Below are 17,371 nucleotides of genomic sequence, written 5' to 3'. Positions count from 1 at the left end.
GACCCACTGCGCGAACTCGTCGACGGGGAGGCCCGCGCCATGGCCGTCCGCGCACCCGGCGAGGACATCTCACCCGCCCGGATGGAGCTGGGACGCGATGTGGAGACGCCGTCGGCGTACCGCACCCGCTCCCGTTCCCGTGTCCGGGCCGTCACGACCCCAGGATCGTCGTCAGGAACTCCCCCGTCCACGCCAGTAGTTCGCGTCCCACCACCGGCTTGCCGCCGATCTTCCCCGTCGTCGGGCGCGGCACCAGGATCTGGTGCACGGCCGGCTTGATGACCGTCTTCGGGTACAGCCGCTTCAGGCGCAGCTCCTGCGACTCGCGCAGCTCCACCGGCGCGAACCGGATGTTCGGGCCCTGGAGCACGATGTCGCCGACACCGCAGGCGCGGGCCAGCATGCGCAGGCCGGCCACCAGGAGCAGGTTCTCGACCGGCTCCGGGAGCTTGCCGTAGCGGTCGGTCAGCTCCTCGCGGACCGCCTTGATGTCGTCCTCCGAGGACGCCGAGGCGATGGACCGGTACGCCTGGAGGCGCAGCCGCTCGCCGGGGGCGTAGTCGTGCGGGACGTGCGCGTCGACCGGGAGCTCGATCTTGACCTCCAGCGGCGGCTCCTCCTCCACGCCACCCTCCAGGGAGGCCCGGTAGTCCGCGACCGCCTCGCCCACCATGCGCACGTACAGGTCGAAACCGACGCCCGCGATGTGGCCGGACTGCTCGCCGCCGAGCAGGTTGCCCGCGCCACGGATCTCCAGGTCCTTCATGGCCACGTACATGCCGGCGCCCATCTCGGTGTGCTGGGCGATCGTCGCCAGGCGCTCGTGGGCGGTCTCGGTGAGCGGCTTCTCCGGCGGGTAGAGGAAGTACGCGTAACCCCGATCGCGGCCACGGCCGACGCGGCCGCGCAGCTGGTGGAGCTGGGAGAGGCCGAAGTTGTCGCCGCGCTCCACGATCAGCGTGTTCGCGTTGGAGATGTCGATGCCCGACTCGACGATCGTCGTGGAGACCAGCACGTCGAACTTCTTCTCCCAGAAGTCCACCACGACCTGTTCCAGGGCCTGTTCGGACATCTGGCCGTGTGCCGTGGCGATCCGCGCCTCGGGCACGATCTCGCGCAGCCGCGCCGCCGCCCGGTCGATCGACTCGACCCGGTTGTGGATGTAGAACACCTGGCCCTCGCGCAGCAGTTCACGCCGGATCGCGGCGCCGATCTGCTTCTCCTCGTAGGGGCCGACGAAGGTCAGGACGGGATGGCGCTCCTCCGGCGGGGTGGTGATCGTGGACATCTCGCGGATGCCGGTCACCGCCATTTCGAGCGTACGGGGGATGGGCGTCGCGGACATGGTCAGCACGTCCACGTTGGCGCGGAGCTTCTTCAGCTGCTCCTTGTGCTCGACGCCGAACCGCTGCTCCTCGTCGACGATGACCAGGCCCAGGTCCTTGAACTTCGTCTCGGAGGAGAAGAGGCGGTGGGTGCCGATGACCAGGTCGACGGAACCGTCCTTCAGCCCGGCGAGGGTCGCCTTGGACTCGGACTCCGACTGGAAGCGGCTCAGCGCGCGTACGTTGACGGGGAACTGGGAATAGCGCTCGGTGAACGTGCCGTAGTGCTGCTGGACCAGCAGCGTGGTGGGGACGAGGACGGCGACCTGCTTCCCGTCCTGCACCGCCTTGAACGCCGCCCGGACCGCGATCTCCGTCTTGCCGTAGCCGACGTCTCCGCAGATCAGCCGGTCCATCGGGACCGACTTCTCCATGTCCTCCTTGACCTCGGCGATCGTCGTGAGCTGGTCGGGCGTCTCCGCGTACGGGAAAGCGTCCTCCAGCTCGCGCTGCCAGGGCGTGTCCGGGCCGAAGGTGTGGCCGGGGGCCGCCATCCGGGCCGAGTACAGCTTGATCAGGTCGGCGGCGATCTCCTTGACGGCCTTCTTGGCCCGCGCCTTCGTCTTCGTCCAGTCCGCGCCGCCGAGCCGGTGCAGGGTCGGGGCCTCGCCGCCGACGTACTTGGTGACCTGCTCCAGTTGGTCGGTCGGGATGTACAGCCGGTCGCCGGGCTGGCCGCGCTTGGCGGGGGCGTACTCGACGAGCAGGTACTCGCGCGTCGCGCCCTGCACCGTGCGCTGCACCATCTCGATGTAGCGGCCCACGCCGTGCTGCTCGTGGACGATGTAGTCGCCGGTCTCCAGCGTCAGCGGGTCGATGGTCTTGCGCCGCCGGACCGGCATCCGGCCCAGGTCCTTCGTGGCGGTGCGCTGCCCGGTGAGGTCCGTCTCGGTGAGGACGGCCAGCTTCAGGCCGGGGTGCACGAAGCCGTGGTCGACGGCCCCGCACGAGACGTGGACCACGGACGGGGAGATCTCACCCAGGTCCGGGTCGAGGCGGGCCGCGATCCCCTCGCCGCCCAGCATCTCGACGGTACGGGAGGCGAGCCCCTGGCCCTCCGTGACGTACACCGTGCGCCAGCCGTCGGCCAGCCTGCCCTTGGTGTCGGCGAACGCCCGCGCGGTGTCCCCCCGGTACGCCTCCGGGGCCTGCATCCCGAGCGCCAGCGTGTCCGCGTCCAGCTCGGCGTCGGCGGCGAACGGGGAGATCGACCACCACATCATGTCCAGCTCACGGGCCCGCTCGCGGACGTCCGCGATGCCCCGCAGCGAGGCCGCGCCGACGTCGATCGGGGCCTCGCCGCCGCCCGCCGACGCCGCCCAGGACGCCTGCAGGAACTCCTGGCTCGTCGCGACCAGGTCCGCGGCCCTGGTGCGCACCCGCTCCGGGTCGCACACGACGGCCATCGCGCCCTTGGGCAGCACGTCGAGCAGCAGCTCCATGTCGTCGACGAGGACCGGGGCCAGGGACTCCATGCCCTCCACCGCGATGCCCTCGGCGATCTTGTCGAGGAGTTCGCCCAGCTCGGGGTGGGCCTCGGCGAGCGCGGCGGCCCGCTCCCGGACCTCGTCGGTCAGCAGCAGCTCACGGCAGGGCGGCGCCCACAGGCCGTGCTCGGCGACCTCGAGCGACCGCTGGTCGGCGATCTTGAAGTAGCGGATCTCCTCGACGTCGTCGCCCCAGAACTCCACCCGCAGCGGGTGCTCCTCGGTCGGCGGGAACACGTCCAGGATGCCGCCGCGCACCGCGAACTCGCCGCGCTTCTCGACCAGTTCGACCCGGGCGTACGCGGCTGCCGCCAGCGCCTCCACGGTCTCGCCGAGGTCGGCGCTCTGCCCGGTCCGCAGCGAGACGGGCTCCAGGTCGGCGAGCCCCTTGACCTGCGGCTGGAGCACGGACCGGATCGGCGCGACGACGACCGAGACCGGCCCGGTCTCCGGGTCGTCCGCGCGCGGGTGCGCCAGGCGCCGCAGCACGGCGAGCCGGCGGCCCACGGTGTCGGAGCGGGGCGACAGGCGCTCGTGCGGCAGGGTCTCCCAGGACGGGAACTCCGCGACCGTGTCCGGCGGCAGCATGGTGCGCAGCGCGGCCGCCAGGTCCTCCGCCTCCCGGCCGGTCGCGGTGACCGCGAGCACCGTCCGCCCGGCGTCCCTGGCCAGCGCCGCGACGGCGAAGGGGCGCGCGGCGGGCGGGCCCACCAGGTCGATGTGCATCCGGTGACCGTCACCGGCGGCCTTCACCGCTTCGTCGAGCGCCGGATCACGTACGACGACATCCAGCAGACCGTTCAGGCTCATGAAGGGCTTCCGTCCGGGTGAGGAGAGGGGCCTCTGACGGCCGGCTGCCGCCAGGGCGCGCTGCCCCGGGGGCAACGCGAAGGGCCCGACACGTGGAACGCGCCGGGGGTTCCAGCGTACGACCCGGGAAGGACCGCCGCTTGCGCGACAGGGGTCCCGCAGGCCACGCCCGCCCCGCACACGCACCGGCCCCGGAGCGTTCCGAGGAACGCTCCGGGGCCGGATCCGTCAGTCTGCGGCCGCCCGTCTCACCCGTCCGTGGCGATCGCGTTCAGGACGTTCATCCGGCCCGCCCGGAACGCCGGGACCAGGGCGGCGAACAGTCCGACGAAGGCGGAGGCGACGAACACCGCGATGATGGTCGGCCACGGGATCTCCAGGACGCCCAGGCCCTCCAGGGCCAGCAGCTTCTGGGCCGAGGTGCCCCAGCCCATGCCCAGGCCGAGGCCGAGCAGGGCGCCGAAGAGGGCGATGACCACGGACTCCAGCCGGATCATGCGGCGCAGCTGGCGGCGGGAGAGGCCGATGGCGCGCATCAGGCCGATCTCGCGGGTCCGTTCGACGACCGACAGGGCCAGGGTGTTCACCACACCGAGGACCGCGACGATGATCGCCAGGGCGAGCAGGCCGTACACGACGTTCAGGAGCTGGCCGATCTGGTCCTTCAGGGTCTCCTTGAAGTCGGCCTGGTTCTGCACCTTGTACTGCGGGTACTTCGCGATCGCGCTCTTGAGCGCCGCGTACGCCGCGTCCTCCTCGCCGTCCTTCGCCTTGGCGAACACCATCATGTTCTGGGGCATCCTGTCGGCGGGGACGTACCGCTGGGCGGTCGAGGTGTTCAGGTACATCGCGCCCTGGTCGAGGGCGGTGTCGTCCGAGGTGATCGCGGCGATCTTCAGCTCCGCCTTCCCGCCCCCCTCGAACGCGACGGTGACCGTGTCGCCGACCTTGACGTGGTGCGCGGTGGCGTAGCCCTCGCCGACCGACATGGCGTCCTTGCCGTACGCCTTGTCCAGGACGCCGGAGAGGACCTCGCGGCGCACGTCCTGGGCGTAGGTCGGGTCGGCCGCCGTGACGCGCTCGTCCGTCGTCGTGCCGTCCGGGGCGGTCAGCTTCGCGCCGAGGGCCTTGTAGTGCGTGAGGTGGTCGATGCCGGGGACGGCGGCCAGGGCCTCGGCGGCCTGCGGCACGATCGGCTGGCCGTTGGCCGACTGGACGATGAAGTCCGCGCCGACGGACTTGTCGAGCTCGTCGGTGGCCGAGGCGACCATGGAGGAGCCGACCACGGACAGGCAGGCCACCAGGGCCAGGCCGATCATCAGGGCCGCGCCGGTGGCGCCGGTGCGGCGCGGGTTGCGCAGGGCGTTGCGCTCGGCGAGCCGGCCGACCGGGCCGAAGAACCGCAGCAGGACGGCACTGAGCGCCCGTACGACGACTCCGGCGAGCAGCGGGCCGATCACGATGAAGCCGACGAGGGTGAGGAGGACGCCCAGGCCGAGGAAGGCGGAGCCGTCGCTCGCCTGGTCGGCCTGTGTGGTCGACCACAGGGCGGCGGCTCCGGCGCCGGTGAGGACCAGACCGAGGCCGGCCCTGACCCAGCCGGACTTGGCGTCGGCCGGGGTGCCGGCGTCGCGCAGGGCGGCCATCGGGGAGACCTTGCCGGCCCGGCGGGCCGGGATGTAGGCGGCGAGGACGGTGACGACGATGCCGAGCGCGAGCCCGGTGACCGGGGTCGTCCAGGCGATGGTGAGGTCCTCGGTGGACAGCTCCATGCCGATGGCGCCCATGGCCTTCATCAGCCCGACGGCGATCCCGATGCCGGCGCCGACGCCGAGGACCGATCCGACGATGCCCAGGAGGACCGCCTCCAGCAGCACCGAGCGGTTGACCTGCTTGCGGCTGGAGCCGATGGCCCGCATCAGACCGATCTCGCGGGTGCGCTGGGCGACCAGCATCGAGAAGGTGTTGACGATGAGGAAGATGCCGACGAGGAAGGCGATCCCGGCGAAGCCGAGCATCGCGTACTTCATGACGTCGAGGAACGACCCCATGGAGTCCTTGTTGGCGTCGGCGGCCTCCGCCTGCGTCTGGACCTTGTACGCGGCGGAGCCGTCGAGCGCCCGGACCACGTTCTGCTTCAACCGGGCGTCGCTGACACCGGGTTCGGCGGTGAGGGAGAGGTGCGAGAAGGCGTCGGGGGCGCCGAGCAGAGCCCGCTGGGCGGTGGCGGTGTCGAGGTAGACGACGGCCGCGCCCGGGTTGGTCACCTTGAAGGCGGCGATGCCGGTGATCTTCGCCTTGATGTCGCCGGTGGCCGCGATGGTGCGCAGCTCGTCGCCGATCTCCAGGTGGTGCTTCTCGGCGGTGTCGGCGTCGACCATGATCTCGGTCGGGCCGCGCGGGGCGTGGCCGGAGGTGATCTCCATGGACCGCAGGTCGTTCTGCGTCCAGTTGCCGGCGATGGTCGGGGCGCCGGTCTCGGAGCCCATGTTCTCGTTGTGGCTGTCGACGACGGTGACGGCCGCGCTGGAGACGCCGCCCTCGGCCGTCTTCACCCCCTCGGCCTTCTCGACCCGCGCGAGGAGGGAGGCGGGCAGCGATTCCGGCCGGCCGTTCTCGGGGAGGTCGTCGGCCTCGGCCTTCTTCGGGCTGACGGTGACGTCGGCGGAGGTCGCGGCGAAGAGCTTGTCGAACGTGGTGTTCATGGTGTCGGTGAAGACGAGCGTCCCGCAGACGAACGCCACCGACAGCAGGACGGCGACGGCGGAGAGCGCCATGCGGCCCTTGTGCGCGAAGAAGTTGCGCATCGAGGTCTTCCACACGGTCATGACGTCCGCCCGCGCGCGTCGAAGTCCTTCATGCGGTCCAGCACCTGGTCGGCGGTGGGGTTGTGCATCTCGTCGACGATGCGGCCGTCGGCGAGGTAGAGCACCCGGTCCGCGTAGGAGGCGGCGACGGGGTCGTGGGTGACCATGACGATGGTCTGGCCCAGTTCGTCGACGGACTTGCGCAGGAAGCTCAGGACCTCGGCGCCGGCCCGGGAGTCCAGGTTCCCGGTCGGCTCGTCACCGAAGATGATCTCCGGCTTCGCGGCGAGGGCCCGCGCCACCGCGACGCGCTGCTGCTGGCCGCCGGAGAGCTGGGTCGGCCGGTGCTTGAGGCGGCCGGCCAGACCGACGGTCTCCACGACCTGGTCCAGCCAGGCGGCGTCGGGCTTGCGGCCCGCGATGTCCATCGGCAGCGTGATGTTCTCCAGCGCGTTCAGCGTCGGCAGGAGGTTGAACGCCTGGAAGATGAACCCGATGCGGTCGCGCCGGAGCTGGGTGAGCTTCTTGTCCTTGAGGCCGGTGATCTCGGTCTCGGCCAGGTGGATCCGACCGGACGTCACGGTGTCCAGGCCGGCCAGGCAGTGCATCAGCGTCGACTTGCCGGAGCCGGACGGGCCCATGATCGCCGTGAACTGCCCGCGGGCGATGTCCACGTCGACGTGGTCGAGGGCGACGACCCGGGTCTCGCCCGTCCCGTACGCCTTGACGACCTGCCGCGCCCGCGCAGCCACGGCCGTACGCCCTCCAGTGCCCCCGTGCCTGGGAATGCTTACAGCCGTTGTCACGGTTCTTCTCCTATGTCGGTCGGCGATGGTCTGTCGCCGTCTGCTGTGAAGTCTGCTGGCAGGAGGGGGTCCGGCGCGCTGGTGCCCAGCGCAGTCTTCCGGTGGGGTTTTCCCCACCCCGGCCCCTGCGGTCCGCCCCTCGGCGGTACGTCTGCGGTACGACAACCACGCTACGGAGGGGCCCGCCCCCGTACGTCCTCCAGCGGGAGGAACGGCCCCTGGCCCGAAGTAAGGAGCTCCCCCTAGGGGGCTGGACCCGTGGATGGCGACCCGTATCAGGGACCGCGCCCAGGGGGCCACGCCGCTGGGCGGGTACGCGAACGCCCCCGGCCGGCGGCGGTGGAAGCCGGGTCGGGGGCGCGGGGGCGGGACGGTGCGGTGCCGAGGAGCCCGCCGGGCGGGCTCAGCCCTGGGTGGCCGCCACCTCCGGGGGCGCCGGGGTGCCGGGCTTGTCCGAAGGCGCGGCGGAACCGCGTACCGCCGGGATGAAGGCGGAGATCGCGACCGCGATCAGCGCGACGCCGCAGCCGAAGACCAGGCCCGTGCGGAAACCGGCCTCGGAGGTGAAGGTGAAGCCGCCCGCCTCGGTGGTCATCTGGGCGAGGATCGCGCCGATCACGGCGGCGCCGATCGAGGTGCCGAGGGCGCGCATGAGGGTGTTGAAGCCGTTGGCCGCGGCCGTCTCGGAGGCCGGGACCGCGCTCATGATGAGGGCCGGCATCGCCCCGTAGGCGAGGCCGACGCCGCTGCTGCTGACCATGAGGAACAGCATCAGGCCCCAGGCGGTGCCCATCAGCAGGATGCCGAGGCCGTAGGCGGCGGCGATCACCAGGACGCCGCTGATCAGGGTGAACTTCGGGCCGCGTGCGTCGGTGAGCTTCCCGCCGTACGGGGAGACGACCATCATCATGATGCCGCCGGGGGCCATCCACAGGCCGGCCTGGAGCATCGACTGGCCGAGCCCGTAGCCGGTGGCCTCGGGAAACTGCAGCAGCTGCGGCGCGATCAGCATGCCGGCGTACATGCCGAAGCCGACGAAGAGCGACGCGAGGTTGGTGATGAGCACCCGGGGGCGGGCCGTGGTGCGCAGGTCCACCAGCGGGTCCGTGGTGCGCAGTTCCCAGAAGCCCCAGGCGAGGAGGATCACGACGGCGGCGGCGAACAGGCCGATGGTCGTCGTGGAGGCCCAGCCCCAGTCGGCGCCCTTGGAGACGGCGAGGAGCAGGCAGACCAGGCCGGCGGCCAGGCCGAGGGCGCCGGGCACGTCGAAGCGCTGCCCCTTGGCGCCGGCCGGGACGTCGGGGATCAGGAACCAGATCAGCGCGCAGACGGCGGCGGCCAGCACGGCCGAACCCCAGAACAGCACGCGCCAGCTGGCGTACTGGGCGACCGCCGACGCGATCGGCAGGCCGAGGGCGCCGCCGATGCCGAGGGAGGCGCTGACCAGGGCGATGGACGAGCTCATCTTCTCCGGGGGCACCACGTCACGCAGCAGGGCGATGCCGAGCGGCACCATGCCCATGCCCATGCCCTGGAGCCCGCGCCCGATGATCATCGGGACGACGGAGGACGCGAGGGCGCAGACCACCGAACCGGCGATCAGCGGCACCGAGCAGGCGAGCAGCATCCGGCGCTTGCCCAGCAGGTCGCCCAGCCGGCCGGAGACCGGCACGCACACCGCGGAGACCAGCAGGGTCACGGTGATGACCCAGGCCGCGTTGGAGGACGTGGTGTCCAGGATCTTGGGCAGTTCCGCGATGAGCGGCGTGACCAGCGTCTGCATGACCGCTGCCACGGTGCCGGCGAGGGCGAGGGTGGCGACGACGCCGCCCGTCCTCGCCGGCGGCTGGGGGGCTTCCATGAGGTGGGACTCCTTGGAGGTCGTGGTCCCGCCTGCCGGGACAGCGACGTGCATCGTACATGTTCAATGCGTCATACACATTATGTGTCCCATACATATTCCGTGCGAGAATGGTCCGCCGTCCCGAACCGGCACCGAAGCAGCAGAAGCAGGAGGCCGCAGCCATGCCCAGGCCCACGGAAGAGGTGGAGTACGAGCAGATGCTGCTCGGCCGCCACAGCCTCGCCGACCACCGCGGCGGACGCCACAAGTACGCCCTCCTGGACCGGAGCGCCTACATCCTGCTGAGCCGGCTGCGCGTCCAGGGCCCCATGTCCAACGGCGAACTCAGCGACGCCTTCGGCCTCGACGCCTCCACCCTCAACCGCCAGACCGCCGCCGTGACCCGCGCCGGACTCGCCGAACGCATCCCCGACCCCGACGGCGGCATGGCCCGCAAGTTCCGCATCACCGACGACGGCGCGAAGCTCCTCGACGCGGAACGCGAACGCGTCGTGCGCTCCCTGGACCAGGTCATGCACGACTGGCCGGACGACGACATCGCCGCCTTCGCCGGCTACCTCAAACGCTTCAACAGCAGCATCGAACAGCTCTCCAAGCGCCCCTGGCCCCGCCCCTGAGACCCCGAGGCCCCGAGGCCCCGAGCCTCTGAGGACCTGAGGACCTGAGGTCAGTCCTGCGCCGAAGACACCCGCCCGGTCAGCGCCGCGAGCGAACTGCGTACGTGAGCCATGTGCGCCTGGATCTCCTCGCGACGCTCCTCGTGCTCCCGCAGTATCCGCTCGGTCTCACGCACCACCCGCTCCTCGCGCACCCGCGCCCGGGCGAGCAGCTCGGCCGCCCGCGCATCGGCATCCTCCCGGCCATGCCGCGCGGCCTCCTCCGCCTCCGCCCGGGCCCGCCGCGCGGCAGCCAGATCCGCCTCCGCGCGCTCCAGCAGCCCGGCCTGCTCCGCCGACCACGCGGCCTCGGCCTCCGCGAGCTCCCGCTCCGCCGCCTTCCACCGCTCGGCGTGCTCCTGCTCCTGATGCGCCAGCACGCTCGCCGTACGGCTGCGGGTCGCCGCCATCGCGGACTCCGCCTCCTCACGCAGCCGCGCGGCCTCGGTACGGGCCGCCTCCAGCGCCTCCCCCGCCGCCGCGTCCGCCGCCGCCACCACCGCATCGGCCGCGCTCACCGCCGCCGCCCGCACCGCCTCCGCGTCCGTGCGCGCCGCCTCCCGCAGGGCCCGCGCCGCCGCGTCCGCCTCGTCCCACAGCGCCCGCGCCTCTTCTTGCGCGGCACCCCTGAGCGCCCCGGCCTCCTCGTCCGCCAGCGCCAGGATCCGCTGCGCCCGCTCCCCCAGCGACGCGTAGTCCTGCGGTGCCAGCCGCGCCACGGCCTCGTCCAGCCGGGCCGACTCCGCCGCCAGCCGCTCCGCCAGCTCCGTCAGCCGGGCCACCCGCGCCACGGCCTCGTCCCGCTCCGCGGACAACGCCGCCACCGCACGGTCCACCTGCTCCGGGCGGTACCCACGGCCCCGCACACCGACACCGACGAACCCGTACGCGGACACCGGTGCAGAACTCATCCCTGACGCCTCTTTCCGATCTTCCCGACTCTGACGCTCCGGCCATCGAGCAATACGCCAAGGATGCGGCAATTGGTCAAGAAGTCTGAATCGATGCGGCGCTTTCCGGACGGAAGCGACCGGCATCACATACGGCAAAGGCGTGATGCCCCGCCCCCGAAAGGGACCGGGCATCACGCCTCGCGTACGGAACGGTCAGATCAGCCCGTCCCACATCTGTTCCAGCAGCACCGACCACCAGCTCTCCGGCGACGCCAGCGCCGCCGCGTCCAGCGCCACCAGCTGCGCCTGGAAGTCCACCGTCCACCGGCCCGCCTGCTCCGGGTTCAGGCCGTAGCGCAGCCGCCACATCCGGCCCAGCAACGCCATGCAGCGCACGAACTCCGGCAGCCCCGTGTTCACGAACTGCGGCGGCACCGGCGCACCGCCCGGCCCCGCCTCCACCGGCACGGCCACGATGTGCGCCGTGCCGTACTGGACACAGATCGCCCGGCCGAAGTCCGAACCCATCACCAGGTACGACCCCGCGTCCGACGCCGGCTGCACCTGCCGCTGAGCCGCCAGCTCCGCCAGCGTCGGCACCACCGGCTGACCCGGCTGTGCCCAGAAGAACGGCCCGAAGTCGGCGGGCAGCCCCGCCCACACCAGCGTCCGCGCCACGATGTCCGGCACACCCTGACGGGAGACCGCACGCTGATCGAAACGCAGCACACCCTGCGGACCGAACGTCTGCAGCATCTCCTCGGCCAGCGCCTCCGGCGGCACCGGCGGCGCGGGCTGCATCTGCGGCAGCGGGGCCCGCACCGGCGCCGGACGCGCCGGCCCGTCCGCCACCTGGTGCAACTCGCCCTGATGCGTCAGCAGATGCTGCATGCCCTGCTGCCGGCTCGCATGGTCGGTGCCGTACGGGGCGACCGAGGTGATCCGCACCTGCGGCCAGGTCTCCCGGATCATCCGCGCACAGTAACCACCGGGCAGCTCACAGGACTCCAGCTCCGTGTGCAGCTCGATCACCTGCTGCGGCGGCACGTTCATCGCCCGCAGCTCGTGCAGCATCTGCCACTCCGGGTGCGGCGTACCCGGCGCCGAGCGGCGGATCAGCTGCTGCTCACTGCCGTCCGGCGCCCGGAAGCGCAGCACGGCCTGATAGCCCGGACCCACGGTCGGCAGCCCGGCGGGCGGCGCCTGCGGATAGCCGTACGCCGGCGGCGGGGTGTGCCCGGCGGGCGCACCCATCGGCGGACCCGGCGGCTGCGGCGCGCCCGGACCGACCTGACCGGGGCCCGCGAGCATCGTCGCCGCGTGATGCACCCCGCCCGGACCGGGCCGAGGCGTCGCACCCGGCGGCGGGGGCGGCATCTGCTGCCCACCGGGAACACCGGGCGGCTGCGGCGCACCGGGAACACCGGGCGGGCCGGGCGGCTGCGGCGCACCGGGAACACCCGGCGGCCCGGGCGGCTGCGGGGCCTGCGGGCCGGCCGCGTTCGGGTCGGCGAACATCGTGGCCGCCTGGTGCACCCCGCCACCGGGCGGCGGCACCGGCGGACCGGGCTGCTGCGGGGCGCCGGGCGGGCCCAGCTGCGAGACCAGCTGCGTCGGCACGTAGCCGCCCGCCGGAGCACCGGGCGCACCCGGGCCCGACGGCGGCGGCACCGGAGCGCCCGGCCGGGCACCCGGAGTGCCGGGGGCACCGGGCGGCGGCGGAGGCGTGCCCCCGCGCTGGGCACGCGGCGTGATGGCCGCCTTGCTCGTCGCGGCGTCGGCGATGTCCCTGGCCCCCGGACCACCGGGCGGACCCGGCGGCGGGGTGTGCTGCGCGGGCGCCGGGGGGCCGGGCGGAGGCGTGGGCCGGCCGGGCACGGGCGGACCGGGCACGCTCGTCCCCGGCACCGGCGGACCGGGCACAGCACTCCCCGGCACCGGCGGACCGGGCACCGGCCCGGCCGGGCGCTGTCCGCCCGGGCTCGGCGCGATCGCCGTCTTCGGAAGCTGGCTGCCACCCGACATCAACGCCGTCGGCGCGTCCGCCGGCACCACCGGAGGAAGCTCCTCCTCGTCGTCGGCACCCGACAGCGGCGGCGCGAACACCGTCGCCGGCAGCGCCACCTCCGCATCGTCCGAGTCCGCGTTCACATCGGTCCCCGCCCACGGCGTCGCCCCCACGGGCGGCTGGAGCGAGGAGGCCGGAACGCCGTCCGAAGCGGTCGGCTCGTACGCCACCGAACCACCCTGCGTCGACGTCGACGGCGACGGGATCGGGGCGGGCGGCGGGAAGGAGGACGGGGCCGCCGGCGCGGGCGGCGGGGTGTCCCCCCGGTCCGCACGCCGGTCCGGAATGCCCAGCTTGTCCGCCGCCTCCTGGAGCCACTCCGGCGGACTCAACAGGAACGACGTCTGATTCAGGTCCACCCGCTCGGGCGGCGCCGGGGCGGCCGGCTCCCCACCCTGCGAGCCGTACTCCTCCTCGTACCGCCGGATCACCTCACCGACCGGCAGCCCGGGCCACAGGGTCGCCTCACCGCTGTCCCGCGCGATCACCAACCGCTGCCGGCCACCGTCCGAAACCGGACCATCCGCACGGTCCTCGGCCCACACCACGAACCCGAGTTCGAATTCGCGTACCCGCACCTCGCGCTGCTGATACGCCGGAACGTCACCGTTCACCCACTCGTCCGCGCGCTCCTGCGCCTGTGCGAAGGTCACCATCGCACTCACCCCTCCACCGGGACGGCCTGCGCGAAGCCACCGTCCACCATCAGGTTCGCCACCGTCTCCAGCTCCGGCGGATTGCCCGCGAGACGCTGCAGGAACGCGTCGAAGTCCTCACCGCACGGCAACAGCAGCCGGTCCACCCGCTCCTGCACCGTCCAGCCGTCCCGGTCCCGGGCGTCGTCGTACGCACAGAACCACACCGAACCCCGGCCCTCGCCCCGCACCTTCACCGCGAGCAGACCGCCCTGGACGAACGCGACACCGAGGTAGTCCTTCGTCAGATGGTCGCGCAGACACTTGTTGACGTACACCAGATCGTTCACGGCGGCCTCCTCGCGCACCGTGAAGAACGGCTGGTCGAGCAGAAGACCCAGCTCCGCGTCCAACGCCGTACCCACCGGGGCCGAACCACCGGCCGCCTTCAAAAACGAACGGTACGCACCCGGCAGCCGGTACCCCAGGTCCTCCTCGACCCCCAGGATCTGCTGCTCGCTCACCGCCACCGCCCCCTTGGGCAGCCGGAAGTGCGCGGGCCGCGTCTCCTGCAACGGACGCGTACCCCGCTTGTCCTGGTCCACCTCCGTCGACGCGAGACCGCCGTGGTGCCGCAGCAGCGCCTTCACCTCGACCGGGACCAGCTCCATCCGGCGGCCGCCCGGCACGTGGTGCCACGTCCAGCCGTGCGGCGTCGCCACCGACGGGATCGTGTCCCACAGCTCATGCCCGGCCGCGGCCATCGCCGCGTTCGCCGACACATAATCCGTGAGCCGCAGCTCATCCACACCGAAACCCTGCGGAGGCTCCGCGATCTCCGCCGCGGCACGCGCGTACGGCGAGAAATCCGGACAGCCGCTCTCGTCCATCCGCACCCCTCCGGGATGACGGGACGCCCGGACCGGGTCCGGGAAGTGCACGAGCTGCCCGGCGTAGGCCGCGTTCGGTGGCGCGGCTTGCTGCCCGAGCCGACCTGTCGTCATGGCGGTTGCCCCCTGCTGCGTCTGGCTGATGAGGACCGACCTGCCCAAGGGGGTGGTCCAGGCACAGCCTAAGCGGTGTCACCCGTACGGGGACCGGCCCCGCCACCCCCGCACCCCATCCGTCACCACCCGTCACAACCAGGTGACGGACGAGCGACGGACCGGCCACCCCCGCGACACGCAGACACGTTTCACCGACCCAGCTTTCACACGACCCGACACATTTGGCAGGCTGTCACCCGCATACACGGGGGCGTGCACACCAGGCAGCGGCCGCTGCGGGCACGGGAGGGACACAGCACCATGCACACCGCACACTCTGCACACACCGTCACGACCGGGGATCCACGACTCAGCTGGAGCAGCACCGACCAAGCCCTCGCCCCCCGCCTCAGCCAGCGCCGCGACGGCATCCTGCCCGCCGTCGCGGCCGCCCTGTCCGTACGCGGCGAAACACTCACCTGCACCGCCGGCAAGGGCGACCAGCCACCCCTCCTGCACCACCTCGTCCAGGACTTCCTCGACGCCCTCCCCACCGCGCAGCGCGAACGGTTCACCGGTCGCTGCCCCGAAGCCATACTGCTCTCCCGCCACCTCACCGCCGCCGAGGCCGGCCGCTCCAAACGCGCCCAGCGCAAGCCCCTCACCAACGGCGAGGCCCGCCGCGCCCTCAAACACGCCCGGCTCACCACCCGCCGCATCCGCGAGGACGGCGACCCCCTGCACGGCAGCTACGCGGCACCCTGCCGCTCCTGCGCCGTCATGCTCGCCCACTTCGGCGTACGCCCCGTCGACCTCACCGCGAACGGCGCGGCCACCACCGCAGAGAAGAGCTGACCGCGCCCATGCACGACCGCACCGACCTGCCCCGGCAGACCGGCCCCGACCACCGGTCCGCCACCCGCTTCCCCGTCGCCGTCGACGCCGCCCTGCGCGCCGCCGGCTGGCAGCCCGGCCGCTGGAACATCCGCCAGGCCGAGGAATGGGCCGACGCCCTGCGCTCCCACGCCTCGCCCGCCGGCCACCAGCACGCCGTCTTCCCGGCCGCCGTCGAGGCATGGGCCGAATTCGGCGGCCTCCACATCACCGCCACCGCCCCCGGCCGCCAGATCGCACCCCCGGCCGTCCGCATCGACCCGCTCAGCGGACTCCACCACGCCCGCACCCTCGGCGACCTCGGCCGCGCGCTGGCGACCGAGGTCGCGCCCCTGGGCGAGGAGGGGGACGGGCAGGCCGTCCTCGCGATCGACCTGACCGGCCGGATCTACAGCATCGACCACACCGGCGACTGGTACCTGGGCCAGGACATCGACGCGGCGCTCGCGACGCTGGTGACGGGGCTCCAGCCGGAGCGGCTGGTCTCGGGCTGAGCGGGCCTCCGGCGCGCGGATGCACGCCGGGCGCGCGGTCACCGGGCCCGGGACCTCCGGGCTGCCGGTCCACGCCGGGTGCGCGGTCCCCACCGCGAGGGTTCCGTCCTCAAACGCCGGACGGGCTTGAAATGCCTCCGCCGGGCGCGCCCCCGGCCGGCAGGACCGCCGACACCCGGAAACCGCCCGCGTCCGTCGGGCCCGAGACGAAGACCCCGCCCAGGCCGAGCACCCGCTCCCGCATACCGACCAGACCGTTCCCGCCGCTGGGCAGCCCCGCGTCCGCCGTCGCCGCGTCCGACGGGCCGTTCTCCACCTGCATCGCGACCTCGGCACCCCGGTGCGCCAGCCGCACCCACGTCCTCGCCCCCGCCGCGTGCTTGTGCACGTTGGTCAGGGCCTCCTGCACCACCCGGTACGCGGTCTGCTCGACCACGGGCGCGTACGCGCGCGCGGAGCCCTCCACCGAGAGCTCCACCGTCATGCCCGCGGCCCGCGACTGGCCGATCAGCGCCTCCACCTCGTCCAGCCGCGGCCCGTCCTCCGCCGCGGCCCGCGCCGCCCGGCCCACGGAGGCCAGCGGCACCCTGTCCACCGGGGCCCGCATCGGCTCGCCGGCCCGCAGGACGCCCAGCATCTCGCGCAGCTCCGTCAGCGCCTGGCGCCCCATGTCACCCACCAGCGCCGCGTTGCGCACCGCCTTCGCCGGGTCCTTGGGCGCCACCGCCTGAAGGGCCGCCGCGTGCACCACCATCAGGCTCACCCGGTGGGCGACCACGTCGTGCATCTCGCGGGCGATCCGGGTCCGCTCCTCCGTACGCGCCCACTCGGCACGCTCCTCGGCCCGGTCCGCGAGCAGCGACAGCTCCCGCTCCAACGAGTCCGCCCGCTCCCGCAGGCTCTCCATCAGCCGGCGCCGGGCCCCTATGTAGAGGCCGAACAGCACGGGCGGGGCGGTCAGCCCCACGGCCATGAAGAGGGACAGCATGGGGACGTACCAGTCGCCGGGCCCGAAGTCGGCGTTCTCGTCGACGCCCTGCCGCAGCCGTACGTACGTCACGATGAACGTCCCCACCAGGGACATGCTCATCAGCACCGCGGTGATCCGCCGGGGCACCTCGGACGCGGCCAGCGTGTACAGGCCGACGAGGCCCATCAGGAAGCCCATCTCGGCGGGCGTCGTCGCGATCGAGACCAGCACCACCACGATCGGCCACCGCCGCCGCACCAGCAGCACCGCCCCCGCGAGCAGCCCGAACACCACCCCGAAGGGCACCGGCAGCCCGGCCTCCCCCGCGAAGGCCACCCCCTCCAGCCCGCATTCCAGCGCCGAGACCAGCGCGAGCCCCACATCCAGCGCGACACCCCGTCGCCGTTCCCACCACCAGTAGCCACGAGTGGTCAAACCCGCCGCTTCCCGGTCTTCCCCCGTTGCGGTCATGGCATCCAGCGTACGGGCGGCCGCATCCCATTTTCGGGTGGCCTGCGCAGCACGTCGTACGTTCGACCGGAGGCCTGTCGCGGGTGCCTGGTGGTCTGCGTGTCCAAGAGTGCCGACCTCCGTCGTCGCGCCGAAGGGGCTTGGT

11 protein-coding genes are annotated in these 17,371 nt (G+C 72.9%); 3 read left to right on the top strand and 8 right to left on the bottom strand.

The features are described 5' to 3' along the window. Positions 1–151: 151 nt before the first annotated feature. The 4 genes from mfd to ABZ564_RS17240 all read right to left on the bottom strand — a co-directional run bounded on the left by mfd (position 152) and on the right by ABZ564_RS17240 (position 9,156). A complete protein-coding gene (gene mfd / locus ABZ564_RS17255) occupies positions 152–3,682 on the bottom strand; it encodes a transcription-repair coupling factor (RefSeq protein ID WP_360856518.1) in 3,531 nt (1,176 codons plus the stop codon). Positions 3,683–3,930: 248 nt separating this feature from the next. Next, on the bottom strand, positions 3,931–6,510 hold the full coding sequence (locus ABZ564_RS17250; RefSeq protein WP_360856515.1) for an FtsX-like permease family protein: 2,580 nt from the start codon (positions 6,508–6,510) through the stop codon (positions 3,931–3,933). Next, complete coding sequence (locus ABZ564_RS17245) at positions 6,507–7,295, bottom strand: ABC transporter ATP-binding protein (RefSeq protein ID WP_360856512.1); 789 nt, start codon at positions 7,293–7,295, stop codon at positions 6,507–6,509. The genes ABZ564_RS17250 and ABZ564_RS17245 overlap by 4 nt, the downstream gene beginning before the upstream one ends. 403 nt (positions 7,296–7,698) lie before the next feature. Next, positions 7,699–9,156 (bottom strand): MFS transporter, encoded by a 1,458-nt coding sequence (locus ABZ564_RS17240; RefSeq protein ID WP_360856509.1) that lies wholly within the window; start codon positions 9,154–9,156, stop codon positions 7,699–7,701. A 164-nt stretch (positions 9,157–9,320) separates the two neighbouring features. Between ABZ564_RS17240 and ABZ564_RS17235 the strand changes: the two genes are divergently transcribed. Continuing rightward, on the top strand, positions 9,321–9,776 hold the full coding sequence (locus tag ABZ564_RS17235; protein WP_360856506.1) for a MarR family transcriptional regulator: 456 nt from the start codon (positions 9,321–9,323) through the stop codon (positions 9,774–9,776). A gap of 50 nt (positions 9,777–9,826) precedes the next feature. On the opposite strand, the gene ABZ564_RS17230 is transcribed toward ABZ564_RS17235, so the two are convergent. The 3 genes from ABZ564_RS17230 to ABZ564_RS17220 all read right to left on the bottom strand — a co-directional run bounded on the left by ABZ564_RS17230 (position 9,827) and on the right by ABZ564_RS17220 (position 14,415). After that, a complete protein-coding gene (locus ABZ564_RS17230; protein ID WP_360856504.1) occupies positions 9,827–10,726 on the bottom strand; it encodes a cellulose-binding protein in 900 nt (299 codons plus the stop codon). Between the two features lie 195 nt (positions 10,727–10,921). Beyond that, positions 10,922–13,432, bottom strand: a complete 2,511-nt coding sequence (locus ABZ564_RS17225; protein WP_360856501.1) for an SUKH-4 family immunity protein — start codon at positions 13,430–13,432, stop codon at positions 10,922–10,924. 5 nt (positions 13,433–13,437) lie between these two features. Continuing rightward, positions 13,438–14,415, bottom strand: a complete 978-nt coding sequence (locus ABZ564_RS17220) for an SMI1/KNR4 family protein (protein WP_360856498.1) — start codon at positions 14,413–14,415, stop codon at positions 13,438–13,440. 303 nt (positions 14,416–14,718) lie between these two features. Between ABZ564_RS17220 and ABZ564_RS17215 the strand changes: the two genes are divergently transcribed. Both ABZ564_RS17215 and ABZ564_RS17210 read left to right on the top strand, forming a co-directional pair. After that, positions 14,719–15,252, top strand: a complete 534-nt coding sequence (locus ABZ564_RS17215) for a YwqJ-related putative deaminase (protein WP_360856495.1) — start codon at positions 14,719–14,721, stop codon at positions 15,250–15,252. An 8-nt stretch (positions 15,253–15,260) separates the two neighbouring features. Further along, positions 15,261–15,785, top strand: coding sequence for an SUKH-3 domain-containing protein (locus ABZ564_RS17210; protein WP_360856492.1), 525 nt, complete (start codon positions 15,261–15,263; stop codon positions 15,783–15,785). A gap of 109 nt (positions 15,786–15,894) precedes the next feature. Here the strand turns inward: ABZ564_RS17210 and ABZ564_RS17205 are convergent, their stop codons facing one another. Further along, positions 15,895–17,226: a histidine kinase gene (locus ABZ564_RS17205; protein WP_360856489.1), complete on the bottom strand. Its 1,332-nt coding sequence runs from the start codon at positions 17,224–17,226 to the stop codon at positions 15,895–15,897. Positions 17,227–17,371 lie beyond the last annotated feature (145 nt).

The organism is Streptomyces sp. NPDC019224, assembly GCF_040632605.1.
Classification (GTDB): Bacteria; Actinomycetota; Actinomycetes; order Streptomycetales; family Streptomycetaceae; genus Streptomyces.
The sequence above is the reverse complement of the archived record's forward strand: the minus strand, read 5'-3'. Positions and strand labels throughout refer to the sequence as shown.

Excerpts from the sequence above, each read along its gene's own strand:
- mfd (WP_360856518.1), bottom strand. The coding sequence starts at position 3,682 with ATGAGCCTGAACGGTCTGCTGGATGTCGTCGTACGTGATCCGGCGCTC.
- ABZ564_RS17250 (WP_360856515.1), bottom strand. The coding sequence starts at position 6,510 with ATGACCGTGTGGAAGACCTCGATGCGCAACTTCTTCGCGCACAAGGGC.
- ABZ564_RS17240 (WP_360856509.1), bottom strand. The coding sequence starts at position 9,156 with ATGGAAGCCCCCCAGCCGCCGGCGAGGACGGGCGGCGTCGTCGCCACC.
- ABZ564_RS17235 (WP_360856506.1), top strand. The coding sequence starts at position 9,321 with ATGCCCAGGCCCACGGAAGAGGTGGAGTACGAGCAGATGCTGCTCGGC.
- ABZ564_RS17230 (WP_360856504.1), bottom strand. The coding sequence starts at position 10,726 with ATGAGTTCTGCACCGGTGTCCGCGTACGGGTTCGTCGGTGTCGGTGTG.
- ABZ564_RS17225 (WP_360856501.1), bottom strand. The coding sequence starts at position 13,432 with ATGGTGACCTTCGCACAGGCGCAGGAGCGCGCGGACGAGTGGGTGAAC.
- ABZ564_RS17220 (WP_360856498.1), bottom strand. The coding sequence starts at position 14,415 with ATGACGACAGGTCGGCTCGGGCAGCAAGCCGCGCCACCGAACGCGGCC.
- ABZ564_RS17215 (WP_360856495.1), top strand. The coding sequence starts at position 14,719 with ATGCACACCGCACACTCTGCACACACCGTCACGACCGGGGATCCACGA.
- ABZ564_RS17210 (WP_360856492.1), top strand. The coding sequence starts at position 15,261 with ATGCACGACCGCACCGACCTGCCCCGGCAGACCGGCCCCGACCACCGG.
- ABZ564_RS17205 (WP_360856489.1), bottom strand. The coding sequence starts at position 17,226 with ATGACCGCAACGGGGGAAGACCGGGAAGCGGCGGGTTTGACCACTCGT.